This window comes from Micromonospora sonchi, from assembly GCF_014646235.1.
GTDB classification, from domain to species: Bacteria; Actinomycetota; Actinomycetes; order Mycobacteriales; family Micromonosporaceae; genus Micromonospora; species Micromonospora sonchi.
Window position 1 is genome coordinate 69,977 of sequence record NZ_BMNB01000010.1, and the last position, 26,197, is coordinate 96,173.

Below are 26,197 nucleotides of genomic sequence, written 5' to 3' on the forward strand. Positions count from 1 at the left end.
ATATGGTGCGACCAAAAGTGCAAGATCGCGGAGTGCGGCGGGTGGGGGGCGTGGGGGGAGGGGGGAGGGGAGGGGCGTGGGGGAGGGGTGGGAGGAAGGGGTGGGAGGGAGGGGTGGGGGACGGGATGGCGGGCGCCACCGGTGGTGACGCCCGCCATGCGGGGGGGGGTGATCAGGTCAGCGGAGCCAGCCGAAGCGCCGGACGATCGGCAGCCGCGCCCAGGTGCGGCCCAGGCCCCAGGTGTTGCCCGCGTTGGTCACCGCGATCAGGGCGAGCACTCCGACGTACACCAGGTGGTCGTCCATGAAGGGGTTGTTCGCGGGAAGTAGGACGGCCGCCCACATCAGCAGCAGCAGCAGACCACCGGCCGCGGCGGCGATGCGTACCCCGATGCCGAGCAGCAGCGCGGTACCGATGGCCGCCAGACCGGTCATGAACAACCAGTCGGCCCAGGCGGCGCCAGCCAGGCCGTTGTAGAAGCCCTGGAAGGGGCCGGTCGCGCCGAAGGTCAGGAAGCCCTTGGTCGGGCTGCCCCCGTTGAGCCAGGCGTTCTTCGCCTCGGTGGCGTACCCCAGGCCGAACAGCTTGTCCAGGAAGGCCCAGAGGAAAATCCACCCCAGCGCCAGGCGGAGCCCGGCGAGCAGGTAGCGGGCGGCCGGCATCCCGGCGGCCCGCTCCCGGATGGTCTCGGTCGCCGGGTTCTTGGCGGCGGTGATCCGGTCGGTCCGGTCCCGGATGGTCTCGGTTCCCCGGGTGTTGGTGGCGGCGGTGGTCCGCTCCATCATCGCGGTCATGGTCTCCACGTCCCTTCGTTGCTTCGCACCGCTGTCCCGGTGGCATCTCTATTGGACGCCCGCGGGGCAGGACGCCAGCAGGGCCGATCGGGCCGGGACCGGGCGGGACCTTGGACCCCTCTTGCCCGGGACCATCCGGCCGGATCGATCCGCGATCACCGTGCCCGTCGTGCCGGTCAGTCGGAGACGAAGGCCTCGCCGAGCTCCGCGGGCGCCTCGGCCAGGGAAGGGGCCGTACCAGGTCAGGTGCCGTCCGGACACCAGCGCACAGGGGACATTCGGGAACGCCTCGGTCAGCGCCGGCAGTAACGACACCACCCGCGCGCGGTCCACCTCCTCGGCGGCCCACCGCGGGAGCCGGCAGGCATGATCGTCATCCTAGACTCGGTCGGTCGGTGGCAGGATTGGGTGGGGACGACGATGACCGGTGGCGACAATTCCTGGCTGTCGATGGATCCGGCCAGGGCCGGCCGCGGCACGGTGCTGGCTCGTGCGGGACGGCGGGTGCACGTCGGACTACGGCTGGCCGATCTGGTCCGGGGCCGCCCGCCCGGGCTCACCGGCCATCAGTGGAACACGGCCAGTCGCAGCCTTCTCGACCTCGTGGTCTGCCCCGAGGAGACCGGTCGGCCGGAGTTCGCCGTCGAGTTCCGGTCCCCGGCACCCGACGCGTCCGCCCGCCGAGCCGAGCGGGTCGTGGCAGCGGTCACCGCCGCCGTCGGCCTGCCGGTGCTACGCATCGTCTCCGCCACCCTGCGCGCCGCCGAGCACGGGCCGGCGATCGTCTCGTATGTGATCGATGCCCGCCGGTACGCGGAGGGCGCTGCCGGGTCGGACGTCGCGGCGATCGGGTTCCGCGACATCGTGGGCCGGCTGCCCGACGGGCGGACCGGCGCGGTGAACGACCTGGGTGCGCTCGCCCGGGCCGAGGCGGTCGAGGCGTACGTGGCGCGGCGGCTGGCCGACCCCATCCTGCGTGGGCTGCACGTCTCGTGGGTCAACGGCCCGGCGGAGGGCTGGAGCTGGGTGGACGTACGCCCCGGTGAATGCCTGGTCGAACGGGTGTCGGTGCAGGCGGACCGGCTCACCTTCGGGGTCGATCCGGCTCGGTTCGCCGAGGACCTGGCCGCCTTCGCGATCGGGGACCGGATCCGGAGCTCGGATCTCGGCGGCGCGTCGGCGCTGGTTCGTCGCGAGGAACTTCTCGACGCTGTCCGGCAGTTGCGGCAGCGGCGGGACGAACTCGTCGACGACTTCGCCTACGACCACCTCTGCGAGGCCTGACGCCTGCGCGGTGGCCCCACCGTGCACCGGTCCGGGCTGGCCGGAAAAAAAGTCATGTTTCTTTGAACCGCTGTCACGTCGGTTCCGTACCTCACCGGGAATGGACAGGATCTCCCCGACCCGCACCGGCAGGCGCGGGAGACGGTGCGGAAAGGGCATCGTCGGTAATCGACGTGCCACCGGCCCGCTCGGATGTCCGCCGAGTGTGCCACCACGATTCCGTTCGGTCCGTCGAGTCACGAATCAGGTACCGGATCGAGAAGGAGAGCAATTCGATGCGCAGGTCCCCCCGGTCGCGCCGACCATCCGGTAACGCGCGGACCAAACGACTTCTGGCCGCCGGTGCCACGCTCGCCGTCTTCGGTGTCGTGGTCGCCGTGACCCAGATCTCGTCGGCCGGTGACCGACGGCCGAACAAGCCGACCCGGCCGGTCTCGGCCGAATGCGTGGCGCCGAGCCCGGGCGCCACCGCGCCGGCCGCTCGCGGCGCCACCACCACCCGTACCTTCCAGAACGGTCGTTGGGTGACCAACCACTGGGGTGACGGGCAGCAGACCGTGGAGGAGTGCCAGGAGACCCGCAACGGCACCGGTGGCGCGACCACCGGCGCCCTGGCCGTGGCCTGCCCGGACGTGGTCAGCCGCCTGCCTCAGGTGCCTGACCGGGCCCGCGCGGAGGTGGACCGCAACCTGGCCCAGCTGCAGACGCAGATCACCGAGGCCGACCGGCGACTCGCTGCCGAGGGCAACCGGGGTCAGGCGTTCATCAACAACACCATTCTCGGCCCACTGACCGCCAAGCGCCGGGCGACCCTCGACCGGATCACCATCGCCATCGACCGGTTCGGTCCTCGGCCGCGCGGCCTCGCCAACCTCGCCGCCTGCCAGGTCCAGCCGGTCAAGAACAACAACGGTGGCGGCAGCAACGGTGGTGGCGACAACGGCGGTGGCAACAACAACGGTGGCGGCAACAACAACGGTGGCGGCAACAACGGCGGTGGCAACGGCCTCGACGTGCTGGCCAACAACTGCGAGAACAGCCGGCTCCAGCCGCACGACGGCTTCCAGAACGGCAACCGTTGCATCAGCACCGCCTTTGGTGAGGTCGGTGCCGCGCCCAACAACCCGTCCTTGCTGATCACCGAGTTCCCGCAGCAGATCAACCGCAACGAGGGCTTCACTCTCCGGGTGAGCACCCGCAACCTCGTCCGGGACCGGTTCCTGCCGGCCGGGCAGGGTGGTTACTACCTGGAGAGCTCGCTGCTCACCGACGAAGGGCTGACCCGCGGCCACTTCCACACCGCCTGCCGGATGTTGAACAACACGGACGAGGCCCCGGCGCCGGAGCCGGTGCCGGCCTTCTTCGTCGCCACCGAGGACGGTGGCGGCGGCAGCCAGCCGGACAGCGTGGTCATCCAGATCCCGGGCCTGCCGGAGTCGGGTACCGCACAGTGCGCGGTCTGGGCCGGTGACGGTTCGCACCGCATCCCAATGTCGGAGCGGGCCAACCAGACTCCCGCGTTCGACGCGGTGCGGATCCAGGTCAACTGAGGCCGTGAACTGACGCGAAAGCCGTGGGGCCGTCCGGGATTCACTCCGGACGGCCCCACGGCGTGTCTGGCGGGTCGTTCGCCGGACCCCCGTGGTGCCGGCTGCGCGTGCCCGCTGTTCAGCGGTTCTTGTACGCCTCGACCACCTCGACCGGGATGCGACCCCGCTCGGAAATCTTGTAGCCGTTCCTGACCGCCCATTCCCGGATGGCGCGATTCTGCTCCCGGTTCATTCCCGACGTGACGCTGCCCCCGCCGCGACGAGGGCTGCGGGCGGTGTCGGCGCCGCCCCGGCCGAGCCGCCGGCCAGCATTGATAAACGGGTCCAGCGACTTGCGCAGGACACCCGCGTTCTCGTCAGAGACGTCAATGGTGTAGGCCACGCCGTCCAGGCTGAACTCCACCGTGCGGTCGGCCTTTCCGCCGTCGAGGTCGTCGGTAAGTACCGTGATTACTTTTCTTGCCATCGCCCATTACTCCTTGTGTTCGGGGGGTGTGGGTCAAATTCTGACTCATCGTCCGGCAATTGCGCAACAAAGCCATGTGTTGCCGCCCGCGTTTTGCGCGACATCGAAATCCCGATTCTGTGGTGCGGCCACCCGATCGCGGCGCAGCGGAACTCCGCCGCAGCCAGCCGCGGACCGTTCCGTGTCCTGAGTCACAACGAGGAACATCGGCGCGTCGTCGTGACTTGAGTCAGACACGCTCAACTCAAATGCGATAGCAGGTGTTCGATGGCAACTCTTCCGGTACTTCCGCTGACCGACGCCGTGCTGCTGCCCGGCATGGTCGTTCCGGTGACCCTCGACCCGAGCACTCAGGCCGCGGTCGACGCGGCCCGGGCCACCGGCGACCGCAAGCTGCTCGCCGTGCCGCGCCTGGACGGCGAGTACGGCTCCGTGGGCGTGATCGCCACCATCGAGAAGGTCGGCCGGCTGCCCAGCGGCGAGCCGGCGGCCGTGATCCGGGGCCTCGCCCGCGCCCGCATCGGCTCCGGGGTGCCCGGTCCCGGCGCGGCGCTCTGGGTCGAGGCGGCCGAGATCGACGAGCCCGCCCCGGCCGGCAGGGCCCGGGAACTCGCCCGTGAATACCGCGCCCTGATGACCTCCGTGCTTCAGCAGCGGGGCGCCTGGCAGGTCATCGACGCGATGGAACGGATGACCGACCTCTCCGAGCTGGCCGACGCCGCCGGCTACGCGCCCTGGCTCAGCCTGGCCCAGAAGACCGAACTGCTGGCCGCGCCGGACGTCACCGCCCGGCTCGAACTGCTCGTCGGCTGGGTGAAGGACCACCTGGCCGAGCAGGAGGTCACCGAGCAGATCAACTCCGACGTACGCGAGGGGCTGGAGAAGTCACAGCGGGAGTTCCTGCTGCGTCAGCAGCTCGCCGCGATCCGCAAGGAACTCGGCGAGGACGCCCCGGACGGCTCGGCCGACTACCGGGCCCGCGTCGAGGCCGCCGACCTGCCCGAGAAGGTACGCGAGGCGGCGCTGCGCGAGGTCGGCAAGCTGGAACAGGCCAGCGACGCCTCGCCGGAGGCGGGCTGGATCCGTACCTGGCTCGACACGGTGTTGGAGATGCCGTGGAGCACGCGTACCGAGGACAACACCGACCTGGCCGCGGCGCGGGCCGTGCTCGACGCCGACCACGCCGGCCTGGCCGACGTCAAGGACCGCATCCTGGAGTACCTCGCGGTGCGCAACCGGCGGGCCGAGCGCGACCTCGGCGTGGTCGGCGGGCGCGGTTCGGGCGCGGTGCTGGCCCTGGCCGGACCGCCCGGCGTCGGCAAGACCAGCCTCGGCGAATCCGTCGCCCGGGCGCTCGGGCGCAGGTTCGTCCGGGTCTCCCTCGGCGGCATCCGCGACGAGGCCGAGATCCGGGGCCACCGCCGCACCTACGTCGGCGCGCTGCCCGGTCGGATCGTCCGGGCGCTGCGCGAGGCGGGCTCGATGAACCCGGTCGTGCTGCTCGACGAGGTCGACAAGCTCTCCGTGGGGTACGCGGGCGATCCCGCCGCCGCCCTGCTGGAGGTGCTCGACCCGGCCCAGAACCACACCTTCCGGGACCACTACCTGGAGGTCGACCTGGACCTGTCGGACGTGCTGTTCCTGTCCACCGCCAACGTGGTGGAGGCCATCCCCGGCCCGCTGCTGGACCGGATGGAACTGGTCACCCTGGACGGCTACACCGAGGACGAGAAGGTGGCTATCGCCCGGGACCACCTGCTGCCCCGGCAGCGGGAGCGGGCCGGGCTGACCGCCGACGAGATCGACATCGACGGCGCGGCGCTGGGCCGCATCGCGGGGGAGTACACCCGGGAGGCCGGCGTACGGCAGCTGGAGCGCGCCCTCGCGAAGATCATGCGAAAGGTCGCGGTGAACCTCACCGCCGACCCGGCCCCGGTCCGTGTCGGCGCGGACGACCTGGTCCGCTACCTCGGCCGGCCGAAGCACACACCCGAGTCGGCCGAGCGTACGGCGGTGCCGGGCGTGGCCACCGGTCTGGCGGTCACCGGTGCCGGGGGTGACGTGCTCTTCATCGAGGCGACCAGCATGGAGGGTGAGCCGGGGCTGACCCTGACCGGTCAGCTCGGCGACGTGATGAAGGAGTCGGCGCACATCGCCCTCTCCTACCTGCGCGCCAACGGTCGCCGGCTCGGCCTGGACCCGAACGCCCTCGCCGGGCGGCGGATCCACCTGCACGTGCCGGCGGGCGCGGTGCCCAAGGACGGCCCCAGCGCCGGCATCACCATGGTCACCGCCCTGGCGTCGCTGGCCAGCGGCCGGCCGGTACGCCCCGAGTTCGGGATGACCGGCGAGGTGACGCTCTCCGGCCGGGTGCTGCCCATCGGCGGGGTGAAGCAGAAGCTGCTCGCCGCGCACCGGGCCGGCCTGACCGAGGTGATCATCCCGGCCCGCAACGAGCCGGACCTCGACGACCTGCCCACCGAGGTACGCGAGGCGCTGACCATCCACACGCTGGCCGACGTCGCCGACGTTCTCGCCCTGGCGCTGCGCCCGGCCGAGATCGACCCGGCGTCACTGGGCGGCGAACACCTCACCGCCGCCTGAGTGGATGTAAGGAGGGGGCCCTTGTTAACGCATTCTGCATAGCAGGGGCCCCCTATTAACACGTCCCTCTTCCGCACACTTCAGCGGCGGTTGTCGCGGTCGAGGCGTACGGTGGCCTTGCGGCCCTTGATGGTGCTGTCCCGCAAGCCCGCGATCACCTCGTCCGCGACCGCGATGGGCACCTCCACCAGCGAGAAGCGGTCGGCGATCTCGATCGAGCCGATGTCCCGCCCGCTCACCCGGGTCTCCCCGGTGATGGCTCCGACCAGGTCCTGCGGACGGACTCCGGCGCGTCGACCCAGACCGATGAAGACCTGCGTCACGCCTCCGGCGCGGGGTCGCCCACCTCGGCGGTCGCCGCGGCTGTCGTACTCCGGACGTGCCGGCCGGGGTGGGCGGACCGCGATCTGCGGGATCTCCTCCTCGGCCTCGTCGAAGCCGGGCAGGGTCGCCTCGTGCGCCAGCTTCACCGCGGCGAGGGCCACCTCCATCAGGTCGAACTCGTCGCTGAGCGACTCGACGATCACCCGGAACGGGTCCAGGTCGTCCTCGAGCAGGCTCTCCCGCAGCGCGGCCTGGGTCAGTTCCAGCCGGCGGGTACGCAGGTCGGCCACGGTGGGAATCTTGTCGATCGTGATCCGTTGCCCGGTGACCCGCTCGATGGTCTTGAGCATCCGATGCTCCCGGGGCTCGGCGAGGGTGATCGCCACCCCCTCGCGGCCGGCCCGGCCCACCCGGCCGATGCGGTGCACGTACGACTCCGGGGCCGACGGCACGTCGTAGTTGACCACGTGGCTGAGCTGCTCGACGTCCAGCCCGCGGGCCGCGACGTCGGTGGCGACCAGCAGGTCGGCCGTGCCGGAGCGCAGCCGGCTCATCACCCGGTCGCGTTGTTCCTGACTCATCCCGCCGTGCAGCGCCTCGGCCCGGTATCCGCGCCCGTTCATCGTCTCGGTGAGCCGGTCGACCTCCTCCCGGCTGCGGCAGAACACGATCGCCGCGGTCGGCGACTCCACGTCCAGCACCCGCCCCAGGGCGGCCGGCTTGTGCGCCCGGGACACCAGGTACGCGCTCTGCCGCACCAGGGGCGCCGCGCCGGCCACCGGCTGCTCCCGGGCGATGAGGATGCGTACCGGGTCGGTCAGGTGCGCCCGGGCCATCCCGTCGATGCGGGCCGGCATGGTCGCCGAGAACAGCACCGTCTGCCGCTGTTGCGGAGCGTGTTCCAGGATCGCTTCGATGTCCTCGGCGAAGCCCATGTCGAGCATCTCGTCGGCTTCGTCCAGCACCACCGTGCTGACGGCGCCCAGACGCAGCGTGCCCCGGGCGATGTGGTCGAGTGCCCGGCCCGGGGTGGCGATCACCACATCGATCCCGGCGTCCAGGGCCCGCAGCTGCCGGCCGATCGGCTGCCCACCGTAGATCGGGAGTACCCGGGTGCCCAGGTCCTTGCCGTAGCGGTGGAACGCCTCGGAGACCTGCACCGCCAGCTCGCGCGTCGGCACCAGCACCAGCGCGACGGGGTTGCCGTCAGGCCGGTCGTCCGGCATCCGTTGCAGCACCGGCAGCGCGAACGCGGCCGTCTTGCCCGTGCCCGTCGCCGCCTGCCCGAGCAGGTCCCGGCCGGCCAGCAGTGGAGGGATGGCTTCCCGCTGGATCGGCGTCGGCTCCTCGTAGCCGAGCGCGGCGAGCGCCGCGAGCAGCTCGGGGCGAAGGCCGAGATCCGTGAAGGCGGGTGGTTCGGTGGACGGGTCGGGCGCAACGGGCGTGGAACTCATGGGGTCAAGCTTTTCATCACGCCCGCGCACCCAATGCGGCGACCACCGGAACACGTGACGCGAGGCCGCCGGTGACGCCCCGCGTCCCGAGCCGGTACCACGGCTGGCTGTGAACGCCGACGGCCGCCGGCGTGTCCGCAAGCGGGCTGCTCGCGGTGCGGAGAGCCGTCCTGACCCCTTACGGGGAAGACAGGAAGATTGTTCGGACTCCTCCCGGTCCGCGTGATTACGGTGGCACAGAGGGTGACGTACGCCGTGATGTCGCGACGGGAGAGAGGACCCGACCATGCGTGTGCCCAGTCGTAGCCCGAGATCCCAGCCGAGCCCTTCTGTTCCGTACGCTGCACCGGCCCGCCGCCGCGCCCCGTCCCGGCCGCCCCACCTGGCCGCCGCCGCCGAACCGGACCTGGACGCCTACCGCGACGCCGTGGCCGACCTGTTGGTCGAGGTGAACGCGCTGGCCGGGGCGGGCAGCGCCAAGGCCCGCCAGGTGCTGATCGACCAGCGGCTGCGGGAACCGGCGATCGCCGCGGTGCTCGACGCCACCGCACAGGGGCTGGTCGGCGCCCGGGAGACCCTGCTGCTGGAGATGGCCCGGTACCGGCCCAACGCGCGTAGTTCGGCCATCGACCTGACCGCGCTCGTCCGTATCTACCTGCTGTCGCGCATCGACGTGATGTGGTGGCGGGACGCGGCGACCTTCCGCACCGACGCGGACGTGCACCACAGCCCGGAACTGGTCGACCTGGAGTGGCTGCGCCGTCGGAGCCTGCTGCGCTTCCGCTACACCGAGCAGCCCCGCACGATCGTCGGTCGGGGCGTACGCGCGCTGCGCCGCCGGGTGCTGCCGGACGCCACGCCGCGTACCGCCGGCCTGCTCTTCCGTCGGGCCCGCCGGGAGGTGGTCGCCCTGCTCAACGACGTCGGTCGCGAGTTCGCCGCCGCCGCGCCCGCGGGCACCGGGCCGCTCTGGGTGACCAGCCTGGTCCGCAGCGCCGAGCACCAGTACCGGTTGCGGCGCCTCGGGTACGCCGCGATGGTGCCCAGCGGGCACTGCCTGGGTTGGGCGGTGGACGTGGAGATGGCCTGGTACCGCCGCTTCGGCGCCCGGGACGCCCTGGCCGAGCTGCTGCTGAACCGGCAGCGGGCCGGCGAGATCAATGTGGTCGACGAGGGCCAGGCCTGGCACGTCTGTCTCGCCCCGGCCGCGACCCTGCGGCTACGCCGGGCCTACGAAGCCGAGATGGGTAGCTGACCGATGTGCGGGATCATGCTCAGCCTCGGCCCGGAGGCCGACCCGGCGATCTTCCGGCGGATGCTCGGCACGCTCGCCCCGCGCGGCGAGGTCACCGAGACACGGTACGAGACGGGCCTGCTCGCCGGGGTCCGGCGGCTGCGGGTGGTGGACCGGGAACGGGCGGTGCAGCCCTGGCACTCGGCCGACGAACGCTGGCTGCTCTGCTACAACGGCGAGGTCTTCAACCATCACGAGCTGCGCGCGGAGCTGAGCGACCTGGGCCACCGGTTCCGTAGCGCCAGTGACACCGAGGTGGTGCTCGCCGCCTTCGCCCAGTGGGGCGAGCGGATGGTGGGACGGCTGCGCGGCGAGTACGCCTTCGCCATCGTGGAACGGGCCACCCGCCGGGTGTACCTGGTGCGGGATCCGCTCGGGGTGAAGCCGCTGTACTGGTCGCGATCCCCGGGGTGCCTGCACCTGGCCAGCGAGGTCAAGGCACTGGTCCAGGCGGGAGCGCCGGTGGTCGAGGTGCCGCCGGGACACCACGGCTGGGTCGACGAGGACGGGCAGGTCCAGCTGCGACCGTACGTGGATCTGCTCTCCCTCGGCGCGTCGGCGCCGATGGTGGAGGATCCGGACGAGGCCGCCCTGCTCGTCCGTACCACCCTCACCGACAGCATCCGGGTGCGGCTGGACACCGACCTCACCGTGGGCGTGGTGCTCTCCGGCGGGCTGGACAGCTCGCTGGCACTGTTGCACGCGGCGCAGCTGCACCCGGACTGCGTCGCGGTCACGGTCGGGGTGCCGGAGAGCCCCGATGTGGCGTACGCCCGGCGGTTGGCGCGGGAGCTCGGCGTGCCGCACGAGGTGGTCGAACTCCGCCCGCGCGACATCCGGCTGGCCGACGTCCGGGAGGCGATCCGGATCTCCGAGCTGACCGAGTACGGCGACATCATCAACGCGGTGGTGTCGGTGCCGATCTTCCGCCGGCTGGGGGAGTTGGGCGTCAAGGTCGCGCTCACCGGTGACGGCTCGGACGAGCTGTTCGGCGGCTACCCGATGTACCACGAGGTCGGGCCCGAGACGTCCCGCCGGCTGTTCCTGCACAAGATCCGAAATCTCTGCCGTACGGAGTTGCAGCGGGTCGACCGGACCAGCATGGCCTTCGGCGTGGAGACCCGGGTGCCCTTCCTGGACCTGGCCCTGGTCGAGCTGGCGATGCGGCTGCCGATCGGGCTGAAGATGCGTGACGGCCAGGAGAAGTGGATCGTCCGCCACGCCTTCGCCGACCTGCTGCCCGACTACATTCGACGTCGGGCGAAGAATCCGATGTCGTACTCCTCTGGGCTGCACGAGCGGGCCCGGTTGTACAAGCCGTTCTTCGCCCGGACGCACCGCTCGTTCGGGTACCACCTGCTGGAGCCGGTGCGCCGCGACTTCGACAGCGTGCTGATGCGCTGCGACAACGACCTGGACGCCGCGATCGCCGCCGGCCGGGCCCGGCCGGACTACACCGTGCTGGAGCACGCCCGTGACCTGGTGGGCGCGGCCCGGTGGAACGCCGCCCCGATGGTGCGGCGGCTGGTCTCGCCCCGCCGCAACCGCGGCGACGAGGCCCCCCTGCCCGGCTGACCTCACCCCACCCCCTTCGCACCGCGTTGATCAAGAAGTTTTGGTCGAGATCCGGGCGGATCAGAGACGCAAACTTCTTGATCAACGCGGCGAGGACGGTGCCCGCTCAGCCGACTGGCCTGCGCCACCTCGCGGCCGGCCTCGACCGCGTGCTGCCGCGCCTGGTCGGCTGCGCCGTGGCCGGTCGGCTGCGCCGTGGCCGTCGGCCGGCGGTGTTAAGAGGGGGCCCCTGCTATACCGCAGGCGTTAACAGGGGGCCCTTCCTTACACCTAGCCTGGGTGGCGATGAGAGGGAGACTTCAGCGGCGGCCGCTGCACAGCGTCGTGTTCGACGTCGCCGTCAGCGGCGTGGTGATGCTGTTCGGTGCGGCGTCGGCGGTTGCCGCGCCGGGCGGCTGGTGGTCCAGCGCCATCGGTGTGGCGATGGGGTTGGCCCTGCTGTTCCGCCGGTCCCGGCCGGTGGCGGTGACCGCCGTCGTGGCGGTGCTCGCGTTCGTCCAGGTCGCCCTCGGGTGGGGGCCGATGCCGTACGACGTGGCGGTGCTGATCGCCCTCTACAGCGTGGTCAAGTGCGCTGACCGGCTGCGTGACGGCGTGCTCGCCGGGATCCTCGCCGCGATCGGGGTGGTGCTCGCCGCGCTGCAGAGCCCGGCGCAGGGCCCCTGGTATTTCACCACCATCTACTACGGCCTGGTCGCCGGGGCGGTCTGGCTGGCGGCGCTGAACGTGCGCACCCGCCGGCTGTACGTGCTCAGCCTGGAGGAGCGGGCGGCGACCCTGGAACGGGAACGCGAGGCGGAGGCGCGGGCGGCGGTGGCCGAGGAACGCACCCGGATCGCCCGGGAACTGCACGACGTGGTGGCGCACAGCATGGCCGTCATGATCGTCCAGGCGGACGGGGCCCGCTACATGATCGACAAGAGTCCGGAGACGGCCCGCAACGCGGTCAAGGTCGTGGCGGACACCGGCCGGCAGGCCCTGGCGGACATGCGCCGGCTGGTGGGCGTACTGCGCGAGCCGGGCCCGCCGGAGTCGGAGAGCGAGCCGCGCACGCCCGACCCGGCCGAGGCAGCGGTGGGACCGCCCGCCGAGCCCTCCCATCGGCGTCCCGCCGTGGCCGAGCTGCCCGCCCTGCTGGACCGTTTCCGCGACGCCGGGCTGCGGGTCCGCTACACGGTGACCGGCAGCGCGGTCCCGCTGCCCGCGCCCCTGGAACTGACCGTCTACCGGCTCGCGCAGGAGGCACTGACCAACGTGCTCAAGCACGCCGGGGTGGGCGCCGGCGTGGAGGTGACCCTGGCGCACGGCGCCGGCGCCGTCGAACTGCGGGTCGTCGACGACGGCCGGGGCGGCGGGCCGGTCGCCCCCACGCCGCCGGGCGGTCACGGTCTGATCGGCATGCGGGAACGGGTGTCGGTGTACGGCGGCAGCCTCACCGCCGGTCCCCGCCTGGCGGGCGGCTGGCAGGTGCACGCGCGACTACCGTTACCGTCGCTTCCCGGAACGGAGGTGATCGCGGCATGACGGTGCGCGTGGTGATCGTGGACGATCAGGCGCTGGTCCGCGCCGGCTTCCGGATGGTGCTGGATTCCCAGCCCGACCTTGAGGTGGTCGGCGAGGCGATCGACGGCGCGGACGCGCTGCGGGTGCTCGACCGGGTCGAGGCCGACGTGGTGGTGATGGACATCCGGATGCCGACCATGGACGGGGTGGAGGCGACCCGGCGACTTTGCGCCGACCGGCCGGCCGGGCCGCCGAGGGTGTTGGTGCTGACCACCTTCGACACCGAGGCCGACGCGTTCGCCGCGTTGCGCGCCGGGGCGAGCGGTTTCCTGCTCAAGAACGTCCCGCCGGAGGAACTGCTCGCCGCGATCCGGGTCGTCGCCCAGGGCGACTCGGTGGTGGCCCCGTCGATCACCCGGCGGCTGCTCGACCGGTTCGCCGGCCAGCTCGGCACCGGGCCCGCGGAGGATCCCCGGCTGGCCCAGCTCACCGAACGGGAACGGGAGATCCTGCTACTGGTCGCCGAGGGCCTGTCCAACAGCGAGATCGCCGGCCGGGTGCACGTCGCCGAGGCGACGGTGAAGACGCACGTCGGCCGGATCCTGGCCAAGCTGCATCTGCGCGACCGGGTGCAGGCGGTGGTGCTGGCGTACGAGAGCGGCCTGGTCACCCCCGGCGCTGTGGAGCGGCGTACGACCTGAGGCGTACGGGTGCGCCCGGACCGGACGACCTGGGACGGACGAAGGTCGAGCGCGTGGGTTGATCTCGACGGGCCGTGGCCTCCATAGCGTCGGAAGGGTCACCAGGCCCACCTGTCGTACGGGAGCAGCACGTGTCCCACGCACCACCCGCCCACGTCACCGCCGGCGTCGCCGTCACCACCCGGGGTCTGCGCAAGCAGTACGGCACCGGCGGGGCCGGCGTCGTCGCCCTCGATGGCGTCGACGTCGACTTCGCCGCCGGCCGGTTCACCGCGATCATGGGCCCGTCGGGCTCCGGCAAGTCGACGCTGATGCACTGCCTGGCCGGCCTGGACCGGCCCACCGCCGGCACCGTCCGGCTGGGCGACGCCGAGCTGGGCCGCCTGGACGACCGGCGGCTCACCCTGCTGCGTCGCGACCGGATCGGCTTCGTGTTCCAGAAGTTCAACCTGCTGCCCACGCTCAGCGCGGAGGAGAACATCGTGCTGCCGCTGGCCATCGCCGGCCGGCGGCCCGATCCGGCCTGGCTGCGCCAGGTGGTCCTCGCGGTCGGGCTGGGCGACCGGTTGCGGCACCGTCCGGCCGAACTCTCCGGCGGCCAGCAGCAGCGGGTCGCGGTGGCCCGGGCCCTGATCACCAAACCGTGGGTGATCTTCGCCGACGAGCCGACCGGCAACCTGGACTCCCGCTCCGGCGCCGATCTGCTCCGGCTGCTGCGCGAGGCGGTCGACACCCTCGGGCAGACGGTGGTGATGGTGACCCACGACCCGGTCGCCGCCGCCCACGCCGACCGGGTGGTCTTCCTCGCCGACGGCCGACTGGTCCGGGACCTGGCCGAGCCGACCGCCGAGCGGGTCCTCGACGTGCTCGGCCACCTGGACTCCACCGCTCCGGCCGGCCCGGTCGCCACGCCGGTGCGGGGGTGGTGAGCATGCTCCGGATGACCCTGCGCTCGTTGCGCGCCGAGGCGCTGCGCATGCTGATGTCCGCCCTGGCCGTCGTGCTCGGGGTGGCCTTCATCGCCGGCACGCTGATCTTCGTCGACGGGATGCGGGCCGGCACGTACGACCGGGCGGCCGCCTTCGACCGGCACACCGACGTCGGTGTCTACGCCGATCGGGCACCGCTTCCGGCGTCACTGGTCGAGCGGGTGCGCGCGGTCGACGGGGTACGCGCCGCCGAGGGCGAGCTGACCGGCGCGGCCGGAGTGGTCGGCTCGGACGGCCGACCGGTACTCGGCTTCGGGGTCCTCGCCGCCGTGCCCACCGACCCCGCCCTCCAGTCGTACGACCTGGTGGCCGGGCGGCTGCCCACCCGCCCCGGCGAGGTGGTGCTCGACGAGCGGACCGTCGCCGAGGAAGGCTTCGACCTCGGCGCCCCGGTCCGCGTCGGCGGTGCCAGTGGAGCGGCCCGGGCGTACACCCTGGTGGGCGCGGTGGATATCGCCAACACCGCGCGGGACATCGGGGGGCCGTTCGTCGGCCTGGTCGGCGCCGACGCGCTCGCGGTCTCCGGCGTCGAGGGCTTCGACCGGATCATGGTGGCCGCCGACCCGGGGGAGTCCGACCAGGTGCTCGCCGAACGGATCGCCACGGCCGTCGGACCGGGACCGATCGTACGCACCCGGCAGGCGATCCTCGACGAGGCCGTCGCCGACGCGGTGCGCGATGTCGGCCAGTTCAACCTGGTGCTGCTCACCTTCGCCGGGGTGGCGGTGGTGGTGGCCGCCTTCGTCATCGCCAACACGTTCACGATCGTGCTCGCCCAGCGTTCCCGGCGTACCGCGCTGCTGCGCCTGGTCGGCGCCACCCGGGGGCAGGTGTTCCGGGCCACCCTGCTGGAGTCGGGGCTGGTCGGCCTGGCCGCCTCGGTGCTCGGGGTGGTGGTCGGGGTCGGGCTGGCGGCCGGGATGACCGCGCTGATGGCACGGCTGGCCGTCCCGCTGCACGGCGACCTGACCGTCACCGCCGGCACGGTGCTGGGCTGCCTCGTCGCCGGCACCGCGCTCACCGTCGGCGCGGCCCTCGTGCCGGCCTGGCACGGCACCCGGGTGGCGCCGGTGGCGGCGCTGACCGACGCGGCCGTGCAGGTCACCCGTCCCGCCGGGCGGCTACGCCTGGCTCTCGGGGCGGTGGTCCTCGCCCTCGGGGTGGCGGCCCTGGTCGGCGCGGCCCTTGCCGGTCAGGTCGCGTTGGTCGCCCTCGGCGGGGTGCTGAGCTTCCTCGGCATCGTCCTGTTCGGCCCGGTTCTGGTGCCGGCGCTGGTCCGGGTGTTCGGCGCACCCGCCCGCCGGATCCTCGGGGTCACCGCCACGCTCGCCGTGGCCAATGCGGTCCGCAATCCACGGCGGGTGGCCGCGACCGCCACCGCCCTGGTGATCGGCATCGGTCTGGTTGCCACCTTCGTGGTCGGTGCGCACAGCACCAAGATCGCCATCGAGCGCAGCGTGGACGCCCAGGTGGGCGTGGACTTCGTGGTGACCGGGATCGGCGTCGACCTGCCCGCCGGGGTGGTCGACGCGCTCGCCGCCCGTCCCGAGTTGGGCGTGGTGCACGAGCCCCGTACGCACACCGTCGGCGACGTCGAGTTCCGCGCCAGCGACCCGGCGCTGGTCGACCAGCGGCTCGACGGCGTGGCCGGCCGGGTCGACCGGTTCGGGCCGGGCCGGGTGCTGGTGCACCGGGATCTGGCGACGCGACGGGGTTGGTCGGTCGGCGACATCGTCACCCTGCGCGGACAACCGTTCGAGGTGGCGGCCGTGGTGACCGGGGCCGGTGGCGAGGGGGCGTCGGGGCCACCCGGTCAGGTGGTCGATCTGGTCGCCGCCGACTTCACCCGCCTCTTCCCCGACGTGCGGGGCTACCTGGCCGAGGTCGACCCGGCCGCGGGGGTGCCGGCCGCGTCGGCCCGGGCCGCGATCGAGGAGGTGCTGGCCGACTACCCGACGGTCAACCTGTTGGACCAGGCGGCGTACAAGCGGATGCTCACCGGCACCGTGGACATGCTGCTGGCCTTCGTGGTCGCGCTGCTCGGCCTGGCCGTGGTGATCGCGCTGGTCGGCGTGGCGAACACGCTGAGCCTGTCGGTGGTGGAGCGGACCCGGGAGAACGCGGTGCTGCGGGCCGTCGGACTGACCGCGGGGCGGATGCGAGCCATGCTGGCCACCGAGGCGGTGCTCACCGCACTGGTCGGGGCGGTGCTCGGGGTGGCCCTGGGCGCCGGGGTCGCCGCCGGGGCGATGGCGCTGCTCGCCCGCCTCGGCGGCGGCGAGTTCATCCTGGTGGTGCCGTGGGGACAGCTCGGCGGCGTCCTCGCCGTGGCGGTGCTGGCGGCACTGGCGGCGTCGGTGCTGCCGGCCCGACGGGCGCTGACCGTGCCGGTGGTGGAGGCGCTCGCGGACTAGAGGCGTTCGACGGTGGGGCCGGCGCAGCGGTTGCGGGTGTCGAAGACGTAGCGGCCGTGCCGGCCCACCAGGTCGTAGTCGAAGACGTCGTGGTCGGTGACCACCACCACGGCGTCTGCCGCGCGTACCTCCTGCTCGGTCAGGTCGACCGTCAGCACCCCGTCGGGGAGGTGGTGCGGCTCGGCGTACGGTTCCACCGCGCGGACCTCGCCGCCCAGCTCCCGCAACCGGCGGGCCACCTCCACGGCGGGCGAGTCGCGCATGTCGGCGGTGTTGCGCTTGTACGTCAGGCCGAGCAGCAGCAGCCGAGCGCCGCTGACCGACCGGCCGGACCGGTTCAGCCCCGCCATCACCCGCTGTGCCACGTGCTCGGGCATCTCGTGATTGACGTCGTTGGCCAGCTCGATGAACCGGAACTGCCGACCGAGGCGGCGCTTCACCTGCCAGGACAGGTAGCAGGGGTCGATCGGCAGGCAGTGGCCACCGACCCCCGGGCCGGGCCGGAACGGCATGAAACCGAACGGCTTCGTCTCGGCCGCGTCGATCGCCTGCCAGACGTCGATGTCCAACTGGTGCGAGAGCATGGTCAGCTCGTTGACCAGAGCGATGTTGACCTGGCGGAAGGTGTTCTCGATCAGCTTGGTCAACTCGGCCACCCGGGTGGAGTCCACCGGGACGGTCCGCTGCACCAGCCGACGGTAGAAGCCGTCGACCCGGGCCAGGGAGGCGGCATCCACTCCGGAGACCACCTTCGGGGTGTTCTCCAGTCGCCAGGTTTGGTTGCCGGGGTCGATCCGTTCGGGACTGTAGCCGAGATGGAAGTCGCCGGGGCTGCGCAGCCCGCTGGCCGACTCCAGCAGCGGTCGCAGCAACTCCTCGGTGGTGCCGGGGTAGGTGGTCGACTCCAGGATCACCGTGCAGCCCGGCCGCAGATACGGCCCGATGCCGGTGCCCGCCTGCTCGACGAAGCTGAGGTCCGGCGTGCCGTCCCGCAGCGGCGTGGGCACGGTGATCACACAGATGTCGAAGGCTTCGGCATCGGCGTACTCGCTGCTCGGGCGGTAGCGACCACTGCCCAGCGCCCGACCGAGACGATCGGCCGGGATGTCCGCCACGAACGACTCACCCGAGGCGAGCCGCTTGACCCGGTCGGCGTCGACATCGAGGCCGACCACGTCCAGGCCGGCTTCGGCGGCCCGTACCGCCAGCGGCAGGCCGACGTAACCCTGGCCGATGACGACCAACTTCTCCACGCTCACCCGGGACTCCCGAACAGTCGGTGATTACTACAGGTGAGGAGCCTAGAGCGTGCTGTGAGGCCGGATGTCCGTTTCGGTGATTTCGGGAATGTCGCGAGGAGCGGGGGTTCCTAGCCGGCGCCTGAGCCGGCGCTCCCGTCCCCGCCACCGTCCCCGGGAGGTGCGGCGCTGGTCGGCGGCGGCGTGCTCGGCGGCGGCGTGCTCGGCGCCGGGGTCGTGGGCGTACCCGAGCCGTCGGTCGGACCGTCGCCGGACGGCGTCGGGTCGGGCGACTCGGGCGCGGTCGGCGTGCGGGGCTGCGTCGTGGTCGGCGACGGCGACCGGGATCCGGTCGGGCTGGCGGTCGAACCGGTTGTACGGTACGGGGGCGCCTGGGCGGGCACACTCTGGTCCTCGCTCGGCAGCGGCTCCGCGTCGGCGGTGGTGTCGGCGCTCGGCGAGGTGGTCGGCACCGTCACCGCGTCGGGAGTGTCGGCCGTGGTCACGGCACTGAGCGCGGCACCGAGTGCGACCAGCCCGACCAGCACGGCGGTGAGCGCGCCGACCAGCGTGCCGTGCCTCCCTCGCCGGCCGGCCTGCGGGCTGTCCGCCGCCGTGGCGTCCGCCCGGGTCTCGGGCCCGGCGTCGCGCAGTGCCGCGCCGGCCGGAACCATCGCCGTCGGCAGCGAGCTGTCCGACACCGCGGTGCGGGCGGCCTCCGCCATCGCCGCGCCACTGCTGAAGCGGTCGGCGGGATCCTTGGCCAGGGCCTGGGCGACCAGCACCCGGACCGCCTCCGGAATGTCGTGCGGCAGTTCCGGCGGCGGGTCGTCGAGGTGCCGGACGGCGACCTGGAGCGGGTTGTCGCCGGTGAACGGTGGGCTGCCGGTCAGGCAGCAGTAGGCGACCGCGCCGAGGGCGTACAGGTCGGTCGCTCCGGAGACCGGGCGCCCGGCCGCCTGCTCGGGCGCCATGTAGAGGGCGGTGCCGGGGACCGCGTTCGTGCTGGTGATGCTGGTCACATTGGTCGAGCGGGCGACGCCGAAGTCGACGAGGACGACCGAACCGTTCTCCTGCACCAGCAGGTTGCTCGGCTTGACGTCGCGGTGCACGATCCCGCCGAGATGGGCGGCGTGCAACGCCTGCGCCGCCTGTGCCACGACCGACATGGTCTCGCCCACGGCCAGGCGGCCCTCGGTCTCGATCCGCTTCGACAGCGGCACGCCGGTGACGAACTCCATGACCAGGTAGTCGGCCCGGCCTCCGTCGGGCAGCTCGTCCTCGCCGCAGTCGAAGACCTGAACGATCCCCGGGTGGCGCAGCGCCGCCATGATCCGGGCCTCGGCGCGGAACCGGGCGATGAAGTCGGGGTCGGAGACCAGCGAGGGCAGCAGCACCTTGACCGCGACCTGCCGGCCCAGGATCAGGTCGGTGCCGCGCCAGACGTCCCCCATGCCGCCGGTGGCGACACGCTCGTCCAGGCGGTAACGACCGCTGAGTACGACCTCCGAAGACAACACGGTTCCACCGTACCCACAGTGGTCGCCGACGACGCGTTCGCGGGTCCGGGATTCGGGGGGCGTCGCGTACCTGGTCGCGGCCCCTGCGTGGTCCTGTCGACACAGGGTGTCACATGGTGCTCGTGCCGAGTCGGGGAACCGTGGTCGTCGGCATGCGGAGGCGTCGCCGCCCACCGTGCGGCGTCGTGTACCGTCGATTCGCCGTCCGGCCGGCAGCCGTCGTCTGCTCGTCCGGTCAGCGGCGTCGACCTGTCAGTCAGCTGGCGGACGGGGCGACGGGGCGGGCCGGTGGAGCAGGTCCGACCCGCGAAGGTCCGGGCCCGCGCCGAGTGCGCCGGTCCGGCGGACGTCCCACGAGAGGGCCGGTGGAACGGAAGCGGCAGGGCCATGACCGGTGAGCTGAGTCAGGCCGTCGAGGCGGCCCAGGCCGGTGACGAGGATGCCTTTCGGCTTCTCTACCGTGGCCTTCAACCCGGCCTGCTGCGTTACCTGACCGCCCTGGTCGGCGCGGAGGCCGAGGACGTCGCGTCGGAGACCTGGCTTCAGGTGGCGCGCGACCTGCCCCACTTCACCGGTGGGGAGTTCCGGGCCTGGGTCGTCACCATCGGGCGGAACCGGGCCATGGACCACCTGCGCCGGCAACGCCGTCGCCCGGCCGTGTCGGTGCCGATCCAGGAACTCGCCGAGTTGGCCGGGGACGCCGACACCGCCGAGCGCGCCGGAGAAAGCCTCGGCACCGAGGCCGCCCTGGCCATGATCGCGAACTTGCCGCCCCGGGAGGCCGAGGCGGTCCTGCTGCGGGCGGTCGTCGGGCTCGACGCCGAGAGCGCCGGACGGGTACTCGGTCGCCGCGCCGGGGCGGTGCGCACCGCCGCCCACCGCGGACTGCGGCGGTTGGCGCTACTGCTCGACCAGCGAGCCGATGCCGCCGCGTCGTCCGGTCGGGGGGCACCGGGTCCCCGTACCGGTCCGTCACCGCAGACGCCGCACACCGAACCGGTGGACGGCTGACATGGGGAAGATACGAATGATCCTGCGCCGGTTTGCTCGGTCCGGTGACCGAGCCGAGCGCGACCGGCTGCTCGACGACGCTCGCGGGTCGCGAGCTGCGGCGTCGGTGGACCCACTGGCCGGGCTGCTGCGGGCCGCCGCCGCCCCGCCCCGCCCGCGGGAACTCGCCGGCGAAGAGGCGGCGCTCGCCGCGTTCCGTGCGGCCCGGCAGGTCGCCCCCGGGGCGCCGGCGGCCCGGCCGCGTCGACGGCGGTTCACCGCCAGCGCGGTGCTCTGGCTCGCCGGCCTGGCGGCCACCGCCACCGCGGGCGCCGCGCTGGCAGCGGTCAAATTGGACCGTACGGGGGAGGAGCCGCCGCCTCCGGTGCCCACCACGGTCGCGCCGGTGCCCACTGACGTCGCCACCACGCCCACCGGCATCCCCACAACGCCCACCGCCGCCCAGGCAACGCCCACCGCCGCCCAGGCAACGCCGAGCGGCGCCGGGCGCGGCGGCCCGACGCAGACGCCGAGCGGCGTGGCTCCCCCGCCGCCGGCGGCGAGCCCCGTACCCCCCGAGCCGGGCCCTCAGGCGACGGCCGACCTCGGGCGGAGGAACTCCGGACACTGCAAGGCGTACCTGTCCAAGTCCGAGCGCCAACGGGAGAAGGCGCTACGCAAGCCTGGCTTTCGCGAACTCGTGGCCGCGGCCGGTGGCGCCGAGCACGTTGAGGCCTACTGTCGGCGACTGCTGGCCGAGACCGACCCGGACTGGCTGGCCAGGAAGGGATCCGAGCCGGACGCGAGCACGGACCGCGCGGAATCCTGAACGTCTGCGCCGATCCCGAGCCCGGTCCCGCTCACCCGAACATCGAAGGCGAATTACCTTCGGTGCGCGGGTGGCTACTGGTAGACAGGAGGGGTGGCCGCCAATATCCGGAGATGTCACCGGGACGGATTACGGTGGCAGCGCCGGACCGGCGTCGGAAAGGGGGCCGTCGGATGGTGATGTCGCCGGAACTGGACCGCGTCGTGGTGCTGCGCGATCGCGCCGCCGCCGCTCGGCACCTCGCCCGGATCTGCTTCAAGACCGGCCCACCGACCTACACCGGTGTCGAGCTCGAATGGACGGTCCACGACGCCGTCGACCCGGCCCGCCACGTCGACGCCGCGCGGCTGGCTGCGGCGTTGGGTCCCTACACCCCCACCACACTGGATCCGACCAGCCCCGCCCGACGACTGCTCCGCGGCGGCGCGGTGACCGTCGAGCCCGGCGGCCAACTGGAGATCTCCACCCCGCCGCAGGCCTCGGTCGCCGCCCTGGTCGAGGCCACCCAGGCCGACATAGCCCAGCTCACCCGGCTGCTGCAAGCCGCCGGTCTGCGCCTCGGCCGGGCCGGGATCGACCCGTACCGACCGCCCCGGCCGGTGATCGACACACCGCGTTACCGCGCCATGCGTCAGGTCTTCGACCGGCGCGGCCCGGCCGGGCGGACCATGATGTACAGCACCGCCGGTCTACAGGTCTGTCTGGACGCGGGCGAGCCCGAGCAACTCGCCGCCCGCTGGGCGCTGGTGCACGCGGTCGGGCCGCCGCTGCTGGCCGTGTTCGCCACCGCCGGCCGGCACGCCGGCCGCGACACCGGGTGGGCGTCGGCGCGGATGGTGACATGGTGGCGCATCGACCCGGGCCGCACCACCCCGGTCTGGACCCCGGGCGCCGACGCGGACCCGGTCACCGCGTGGACGACGTACGTGCTCGCGGCCCCGCTGCTCTGCGTCCGCGACGACGGCGACTGGACCCCACCGCGAAACGTGACGTTCGCCGACTGGCTCGACGGCGCGCTGCCCCGGCCGCCCACCACCGACGACCTGGAATACCACGTGAGCACCCTCTTCCCGCCGGTACGCCCGCGCGGCTACCTCGAACTGCGCTACCTCGACGCGCAGCCGGGGCGGGACTGGACGCTGCCGCTGGCGGTGCTCGCCGCCCTGCTCAGCGGCGCCGACACGATCGACGCGGCGACCGCGGTCACCATGCCGGTGGCCGGGAACTGGCGCGTCGCCGCCCGGCAGGGCCTGAGTGACCCCGGGCTGGCCCGTGCCGCCGCCGGCTTGCTCGACCTGGCCCTGCCGGCGCTGCCCCGGCTCGACCTGCCGGCGGCCCTGCACCACGAGATCGACCAGGGTGTACGACGGCGGCGGCAGGCCGCGACGAGGAGGCAACGGTGACCGACGTCTTGACCGACCGGGGTGACGCGGAGCAACTGCGGAGCCGGATCGCGGCGGAACTGGAGCGCACCCGGGCCCGCACCCTCCTGCTGACCGAGGCGGTGGACGACGCCGACCTGGTGCGCCAGCACTCGCCGCTGATGTCCCCGCTGGTGTGGGACCTGGCCCACGTGGGCAACCAGGAGGAACTCTGGTTGGTCCGGGACGTCGGCGGCCGGGAACCGGTCCGGTGCGACATCGACGACCTGTACGACGCCTTCAAACAGCCCCGCCGGGACCGCCCGTCGCTGCCGCTGCTGCCGCCGGCCGAGGCGCGGGCGTACCTGGCAACGGTCCGCGAGAAGGTCCACGACCTGCTGGACCGGGTCGCCTTCGACAGCCGCCGGCTGGTCGCCGACGGGTTCGCCTTCGGCATGATCGTGCAGCACGAGCAGCAGCACGACGAGACGATGCTCGCCACCCACCAGCTGCGGGCCGGCCCCGCCGTGCTGCACGCGCCGCCGCCGCCCGAGCCGGCCGCGCGGGTGGCCGGCGAGGTGCTGGTGCCCGCGGGCCCGTTCGTCATGGGCACCGACACCGACCCGTGGGCGCTGGACAACGAACGCCCCGCCCACCGGGTGCAGCTGCCCGCGTACTTCATCGACGCCGCGCCGGTGACCAACGGGGCGTACCGCGATTTCATCGCCGCCGGCGGGTACGACGATCCCCGTTGGTGGAGCGAGCCCGGCTGGCGACACCGGCAGGAGGTCGGGCTGAGCGCGCCGATGCACTGGCGGCCCGACGGCGACGGCTGGGCGTACCAGCGCTTCGGCCGGTGGGACCGGGTCCGCGACGACGAGCCGGTGGTGCACGTCTGCTTCCACGAGGCGCAGGCGTACGCCGCGTGGGCGGGCAAGCGGCTGCCCACCGAGGCGGAGTGGGAGAAGGCGGCCCGCTGGGATCCGGCCACCGGACGGTCCCGCCGCTACCCCTGGGGTGACGACGAGCCCACCTCGGCGCACGCCAACCTGGGGCAGCGGCACCTGAGGCCGGCGCCGGTCGGCGCCTACCCGGCCGGCGCCTCGCCGCTGGGCGTGCACCAGCTCATCGGTGACATCTGGGAGTGGACTGCGACCCTCTTCCGGGGCTATCCCGGCTTCGCGGCCTTCCCGTACCGGGAATACTCCGAGGTCTTCTTCGGCGACGACTACCAGGTGCTGCGCGGCGGCTCGTTCGGCACCGACGGGGCCGCCTGCCGGGGCACTTTCCGCAACTGGGACTATCCCATCCGGCGGCAGATCTTCAGCGGCTTCCGCTGCGCCCGCGACGCGCGTCCCGAGCAGGCCCACCGGTGACGGTCGCGGGACCGGTCGCCTGATGTGCCGTCACCTTGCCTACCTGGGGCCGCCGGTGACCCTGCGCGAGTTGCTCCTCGATCCACCGCACTCGCTGTTGCGCCAGTCCTGGTCGCCGCGGGACATGCGCGGCGGGGGGACGATCAACGCCGACGGGTTCGGCGTCGGGTGGTACCCCGGCGACGGTCCGCCGGTGCGGTACCGGCGCGCCCAGCCGTTCTGGAGTGACCCGACCATCGCCGAACTCGCGGCAGTCACCTCGAGCGGCGCGGTGCTGGCCGCGGTGCGTTCCGCCACCACCGGCATGGCGGTCGTCGAGGGCGCCGCCGCGCCCTTCGCCGAAGGGCGGTGGCTGTTCAGCCACAACGGTGTGGTGCGCGGCTGGCCGGACTCGGTGGTCCCGCTCGCCGCCGAGCTACCCGTACGGGACCTGCTCACCCTCGACGCCGCCACCGACTCGGCGCTGCTGTGGGCGCTGCTGCGCGACCGGCTGCGCGCGGGCGTGGCACCGGCGCGGGCGGTCGCCGAGACGGTCACCTCGGTCGCCGTGGTCGCCCCCGGGTCACGGCTCAACCTGCTGCTCACCGACGGCCGCACGGTGATCGCCACGGCGGTCGGGCACGCGCTGTCCCTGCGCGCCACGCCGGCCTCGGTGCTGTTGGCCTCGGAACCACACGACGACGAGCCGGGCTGGCGACAGGTGCCCGACGGCCAGTTGGTGCAGGCCACCGCGACCGAGGTACGCCAGCACGCCCTCGCGGCGCCGTGAGCCCGGCCGGTCCACCGACAAGTCCGACGAAAGGGGAAGTAGATGAGCGCGGAGCTACTCGAGAGCTATCTCGACGACCAGGACATCGGTCGCAGTCTGCGGCGGGACGTACGGGTCGGGCTGACCGCCGAGGCGAAGTGGCTGCCCCCGAAGTGGTTCTACGACGCCCGGGGCAGCGAGCTGTTCGACGAGATCACCCGGCTGCCCGAGTACTACCCCACTCGGGCCGAGCGCGCGGTGCTGGCCGGGCGCGCGGCCGAGATCGCCGAGTTGACCGGCGTGAAGACCCTGATCGAGCTCGGCTCCGGCTCGTCGGAGAAGACCCGGTTGCTGCTGGACGCCTTCACCCGGCGCGGCGGCCTGGGCACGTTCGTGCCGCTGGACGTGTCGGTCGATGCCCTGCGCGGGTCCACCGCCGCCCTCGCCACCGACTATCCGGGCCTGCGGGTGCGCGGCATCGTCGGGGACTTCACCCGCGATCTCGACCGGCTGCCCACCGGTGGTCGGCGGCTGGTGGTCTTCCTCGGCGGCACCATCGGCAACCTGCTGCCGGCCGAGCGGGCAGAGTTCCTGGCCCGGATGCGGGCCGCCCTGGAAATGGGCGACTGGCTGCTGATCGGCACCGACCTGGTCAAGGATCCGGCGGTGATCGTGCCCGCGTACGACGACGCGGCGGGAGTGACCGCCGAGTTCAACCGCAACGTGCTGCGGGTGCTGAACCGGGAGCTGGATGCCGACTTCGACCCGGAGGCGTTCGCCCACGTCGCGCTCTGGGACCCGGACCAGGAATGGATCGAGATGCGGCTGCGGGCCGAGCGGCCGATGCGGGTGCGGGTGCTCGACCTGGACGTCACCTTCGCCGCGGGGGAGGACCTGCGCACCGAGGTGTCGGCGAAGTTCCGACCCGAGGGGATCGCCGCCGAACTGGCTGCGGCCGGGTTCCACGCCGAGCGTTTCTGGACCGACCCGGACGGCCTGTTCGGGGTCACGCTGGCCCGGGCCGACTGACCCCGGCCGAGGCTCCCGGGATCGGGGCGCCGATGCCGGGTGGGCCACCTCACCCGGCGGGGCGATCGGGCTGTTGATCGGCTAGGGTGGCGGGCAGCGAAGGGGAGTAGCCCGCAACGTCGTGGTCGACATACTGGTGCGTCCCGCATCCGG

20 protein-coding genes and 1 pseudogene are annotated in these 26,197 nt (G+C 72.9%); 15 read left to right on the forward strand and 6 right to left on the reverse strand.

Translation table 11 applies throughout. The features are described from left to right. Positions 1 to 177: 177 nt before the first annotated feature. Positions 178 to 804, reverse strand: a complete 627-nt coding sequence (locus IEY61_RS12795; protein ID WP_373293142.1) for a hypothetical protein — start codon at positions 802 to 804, stop codon at positions 178 to 180. Between the two features lie 167 nt (positions 805 to 971). Next, positions 972 to 1,086 (reverse strand): annotated as a pseudogene (locus IEY61_RS32140) (helical backbone metal receptor); the annotation flags it as partial. A 75-nt stretch (positions 1,087 to 1,161) separates the two neighbouring features. On the opposite strand from IEY61_RS32140, the gene IEY61_RS12800 reads away from it, so the two are divergent. After that, positions 1,162 to 2,079 (forward strand): DUF2726 domain-containing protein, encoded by a 918-nt coding sequence (locus IEY61_RS12800; RefSeq protein ID WP_229705863.1) that lies wholly within the window; start codon positions 1,162 to 1,164, stop codon positions 2,077 to 2,079. Positions 2,080 to 2,354: 275 nt separating this feature from the next. Next, a complete protein-coding gene (locus IEY61_RS12805; protein WP_189043841.1) occupies positions 2,355 to 3,629 on the forward strand; it encodes a hypothetical protein in 1,275 nt (424 codons plus the stop codon). A gap of 118 nt (positions 3,630 to 3,747) precedes the next feature. Here IEY61_RS12805 and IEY61_RS12810 read toward each other — a convergent pair whose 3' ends face one another. Beyond that, the gene (locus IEY61_RS12810; RefSeq protein ID WP_189043843.1) at positions 3,748 to 4,095 is read right to left on the reverse strand and encodes a histone-like nucleoid-structuring protein Lsr2; all 348 of its coding nucleotides are present in this window, start codon (positions 4,093 to 4,095) and stop codon (positions 3,748 to 3,750) included. 267 nt (positions 4,096 to 4,362) lie between these two features. Here IEY61_RS12810 and lon point away from each other — a divergent pair, with 267 nt between their 5' ends. Next, positions 4,363 to 6,699 carry an endopeptidase La gene (gene lon / locus IEY61_RS12815; RefSeq protein WP_189043845.1) on the forward strand — a complete coding sequence of 779 codons (2,337 nt, stop codon included), beginning with the start codon at positions 4,363 to 4,365 and terminating at the stop codon, positions 6,697 to 6,699. 80 nt (positions 6,700 to 6,779) lie between these two features. Here the strand turns inward: lon and IEY61_RS12820 are convergent, their stop codons facing one another. Further along, on the reverse strand, positions 6,780 to 8,477 hold the full coding sequence (locus IEY61_RS12820; protein WP_189043847.1) for a DEAD/DEAH box helicase: 1,698 nt from the start codon (positions 8,475 to 8,477) through the stop codon (positions 6,780 to 6,782). 286 nt (positions 8,478 to 8,763) lie between these two features. Between IEY61_RS12820 and IEY61_RS12825 the strand changes: the two genes are divergently transcribed. The 6 genes from IEY61_RS12825 to IEY61_RS12850 all read left to right on the forward strand — a co-directional run bounded on the left by IEY61_RS12825 (position 8,764) and on the right by IEY61_RS12850 (position 16,953). Further along, positions 8,764 to 9,732, forward strand: a complete 969-nt coding sequence (locus IEY61_RS12825; RefSeq protein WP_189043848.1) for a DUF5715 family protein — start codon at positions 8,764 to 8,766, stop codon at positions 9,730 to 9,732. 3 nt (positions 9,733 to 9,735) lie between these two features. After that, on the forward strand, positions 9,736 to 11,346 hold the full coding sequence (locus IEY61_RS12830; RefSeq protein WP_189043849.1) for an asparagine synthetase B family protein: 1,611 nt from the start codon (positions 9,736 to 9,738) through the stop codon (positions 11,344 to 11,346). A 285-nt stretch (positions 11,347 to 11,631) separates the two neighbouring features. Then, on the forward strand, positions 11,632 to 12,870 hold the full coding sequence (locus IEY61_RS12835) for a sensor histidine kinase (RefSeq protein WP_189043850.1): 1,239 nt from the start codon (positions 11,632 to 11,634) through the stop codon (positions 12,868 to 12,870). Further along, entirely contained in the window at positions 12,867 to 13,550 is a 684-nt protein-coding gene (locus tag IEY61_RS12840; RefSeq protein ID WP_189043851.1) for a response regulator, read from the forward strand. The genes IEY61_RS12835 and IEY61_RS12840 overlap by 4 nt, the downstream gene beginning before the upstream one ends. A 188-nt stretch (positions 13,551 to 13,738) precedes the next feature. Beyond that, on the forward strand, positions 13,739 to 14,479 hold the full coding sequence (locus tag IEY61_RS12845; protein ID WP_373293149.1) for an ABC transporter ATP-binding protein: 741 nt from the start codon (positions 13,739 to 13,741) through the stop codon (positions 14,477 to 14,479). 2 nt (positions 14,480 to 14,481) lie between these two features. Continuing rightward, the gene (locus tag IEY61_RS12850; RefSeq protein ID WP_189043853.1) at positions 14,482 to 16,953 is read left to right on the forward strand and encodes an ABC transporter permease; all 2,472 of its coding nucleotides are present in this window, start codon (positions 14,482 to 14,484) and stop codon (positions 16,951 to 16,953) included. Here the strand turns inward: IEY61_RS12850 and IEY61_RS12855 are convergent. Together IEY61_RS12855 and IEY61_RS12860 are read right to left on the reverse strand one after the other, a co-directional pair. Further along, entirely contained in the window at positions 16,950 to 18,212 is a 1,263-nt protein-coding gene (locus IEY61_RS12855; RefSeq protein ID WP_189043855.1) for a nucleotide sugar dehydrogenase, read from the reverse strand. The genes IEY61_RS12850 and IEY61_RS12855 overlap by 4 nt on opposite strands. 110 nt (positions 18,213 to 18,322) lie before the next feature. After that, on the reverse strand, positions 18,323 to 19,711 hold the full coding sequence (locus IEY61_RS12860; RefSeq protein WP_189043858.1) for a serine/threonine-protein kinase: 1,389 nt from the start codon (positions 19,709 to 19,711) through the stop codon (positions 18,323 to 18,325). 387 nt (positions 19,712 to 20,098) lie between these two features. Between IEY61_RS12860 and IEY61_RS12865 the strand changes: the two genes are divergently transcribed. From IEY61_RS12865 to egtD, 6 genes are all read left to right on the forward strand, one after another. After that, a complete protein-coding gene (locus tag IEY61_RS12865; RefSeq protein ID WP_189043860.1) occupies positions 20,099 to 20,722 on the forward strand; it encodes an RNA polymerase sigma factor in 624 nt (207 codons plus the stop codon). Between the two features lies 1 nt (position 20,723). After that, positions 20,724 to 21,530: a hypothetical protein gene (locus IEY61_RS12870; RefSeq protein WP_229705864.1), complete on the forward strand. Its 807-nt coding sequence runs from the start codon at positions 20,724 to 20,726 to the stop codon at positions 21,528 to 21,530. Positions 21,531 to 21,703: 173 nt separating this feature from the next. Next, a complete protein-coding gene (gene egtA, locus IEY61_RS12875) occupies positions 21,704 to 22,933 on the forward strand; it encodes an ergothioneine biosynthesis glutamate--cysteine ligase EgtA (protein WP_189043861.1) in 1,230 nt (409 codons plus the stop codon). Beyond that, positions 22,930 to 24,267 (forward strand): ergothioneine biosynthesis protein EgtB, encoded by a 1,338-nt coding sequence (gene egtB / locus IEY61_RS12880; protein ID WP_189043862.1) that lies wholly within the window; start codon positions 22,930 to 22,932, stop codon positions 24,265 to 24,267. Before egtA ends, egtB begins: the two co-directional genes overlap by 4 nt. A gap of 22 nt (positions 24,268 to 24,289) precedes the next feature. Beyond that, positions 24,290 to 25,036 carry an ergothioneine biosynthesis protein EgtC gene (gene egtC / locus IEY61_RS12885; protein WP_189043863.1) on the forward strand — a complete coding sequence of 249 codons (747 nt, stop codon included), beginning with the start codon at positions 24,290 to 24,292 and terminating at the stop codon, positions 25,034 to 25,036. A gap of 42 nt (positions 25,037 to 25,078) precedes the next feature. Continuing rightward, the gene (egtD, locus tag IEY61_RS12890) at positions 25,079 to 26,044 is read left to right on the forward strand and encodes an L-histidine N(alpha)-methyltransferase (protein ID WP_189043864.1); all 966 of its coding nucleotides are present in this window, start codon (positions 25,079 to 25,081) and stop codon (positions 26,042 to 26,044) included. Positions 26,045 to 26,197 lie beyond the last annotated feature (153 nt).